The sequence below is a fragment of the Acidocella aquatica genome (assembly GCF_030160635.1).
GTDB classification, from domain to species: Bacteria; Pseudomonadota; Alphaproteobacteria; order Acetobacterales; family Acetobacteraceae; genus Acidocella; species Acidocella aquatica.
Map to the genome: position 1 here is coordinate 1 of NZ_BSOS01000036.1, position 1478 is coordinate 1478.

At 61.6% G+C, this 1478-nt stretch carries 1 protein-coding gene; it reads right to left on the minus strand.

Going from position 1 to position 1478, the window contains the following annotated elements; genetic code table 11:
- Window positions 1-147: 147 nt before the first annotated feature.
- Complete coding sequence (locus QQJ84_RS07175) at window positions 148-1383, minus strand: hypothetical protein (RefSeq protein WP_284257448.1); 1236 nt, start codon at window positions 1381-1383, stop codon at window positions 148-150.
- Between the last annotated feature and the right edge of the window lie 95 nt (window positions 1384-1478).

A 1478-nucleotide genomic window follows, 5' to 3' on the forward strand; every position in this document is an offset into this window, starting at 1 on the left:
AACTGAAACTCGCCGCGTGAATTCTACCATTAAGCCCCGTTAAAAACGGGGGGATTACCCAATGCCCTGAGCCATCACTTCCAGCCCCGGAAAACTGGCGCGTGGCGGCTCTGTGCCGGGGGAACGCCGGTAAACCCCATTGGCGTCTTACAGGCCATCAGGAAATTTGATCTTCTCCATGGCGGCCATAAGCTGGGCGGGCATGTGGCGGAGCCCAATGCCATAGTTCGCGGACTCGTTCTCATCGTCAATGTGGCCGGTTATGGCGTGCCGGACTTCGCCGTGGAGGTCTGCGCGGCGTGCTTCGTCCATCCACCAATGCCGCCAGCTATGGGACGGCGATATGGCCTTGTCCGTGATGCCCACGGTGGCCTTGATCCATTTTGACATGATTTTCTGAGCATTGTTGCCGCGCCGCCCATAACGTTTGTCAGGGCGAATGTCAGGGAATAACGGGGAGCCCGGAGGTAGAGCCGAGACATACTTTAAGAAACCTTCCGCAATGAGACGGGGATGCAACGGAACGCTTCTCTCAGAACTCTCGGTCTTCAATGAGCGGGGCGCTTCGCCAGCGGCGCGGTCATCGGCGGCTTCTTCTGCGTGCAGGCGCAGAAAGGGAAGACCGTCATAGTTCACCACGTCTTCCTTGTATGACTGACAGACTTCGTTAAGGCGCGCCCCGGTGGCGGCAAGTACCCAAGGCAGCAAACGCAGCGCCCCGCGCGCTTGGCGGGCGGTTAGAAGGATTTGCCGCGCTTCGTCGGTGGTGTACGGACGCTTCTTGGTCTTCTTCTTGCGGACCTTCGCGGGCGGTAAGATGCCCTTGAACGGGTTGTCGGTTGCCTTTCCGTGAGCGATGGCCCAGCGCCACACGGACGACATTTCGCTGATGTCGTTGCCGATGGTGGAGGCGCACTTCTTCCCATTGGCAAGCATGTCCTCTTTCCACCGCACGGCGTCGTCCCGCATGACCTGGGTCACGTCATCATGGCCCAGGAACGCCGCGAGGCGTTGGGCCGTGCGGGAGCGTTCATGGTAGGACCGGGGAGTTGGCGTGGCGTCGGGGTTGTAACCCGCGTTCAAAGACCAGCCCCGCACGGCATCCTCAAAGGTCACGCGCGGCTTGCCCTTGGCTGGCTTGTCCGTGGCCTTGCGGGGCAGGGCGGAGGCGTCGGGGTAGCGGGCGGCGTATTCGTCTGGCCTGTAGTCGCCGGTTGCCCGTCGCAGCATGGTTTCCGCTAACTGGACCTTGGCAAGCCAGAGCGCCTGGGCGGTGGCCCGGACTGAAGCGCCGTCAGCGATTATCTCACGGTCTGCAAGCAGGCTCTCCGCTTCCGTAATGTCGCGCCGCGCCCGTATCGTCATCGCGGGAGCGGGCATCAAGCAGGTCTTCCTTAATAAGCTGCCAGCTTTCACGGGTTCCCGGCTCGGCTTCCTCGGCGGTTAATTGGGCCTTGTAGTAGTCGCCCGCGATGGCG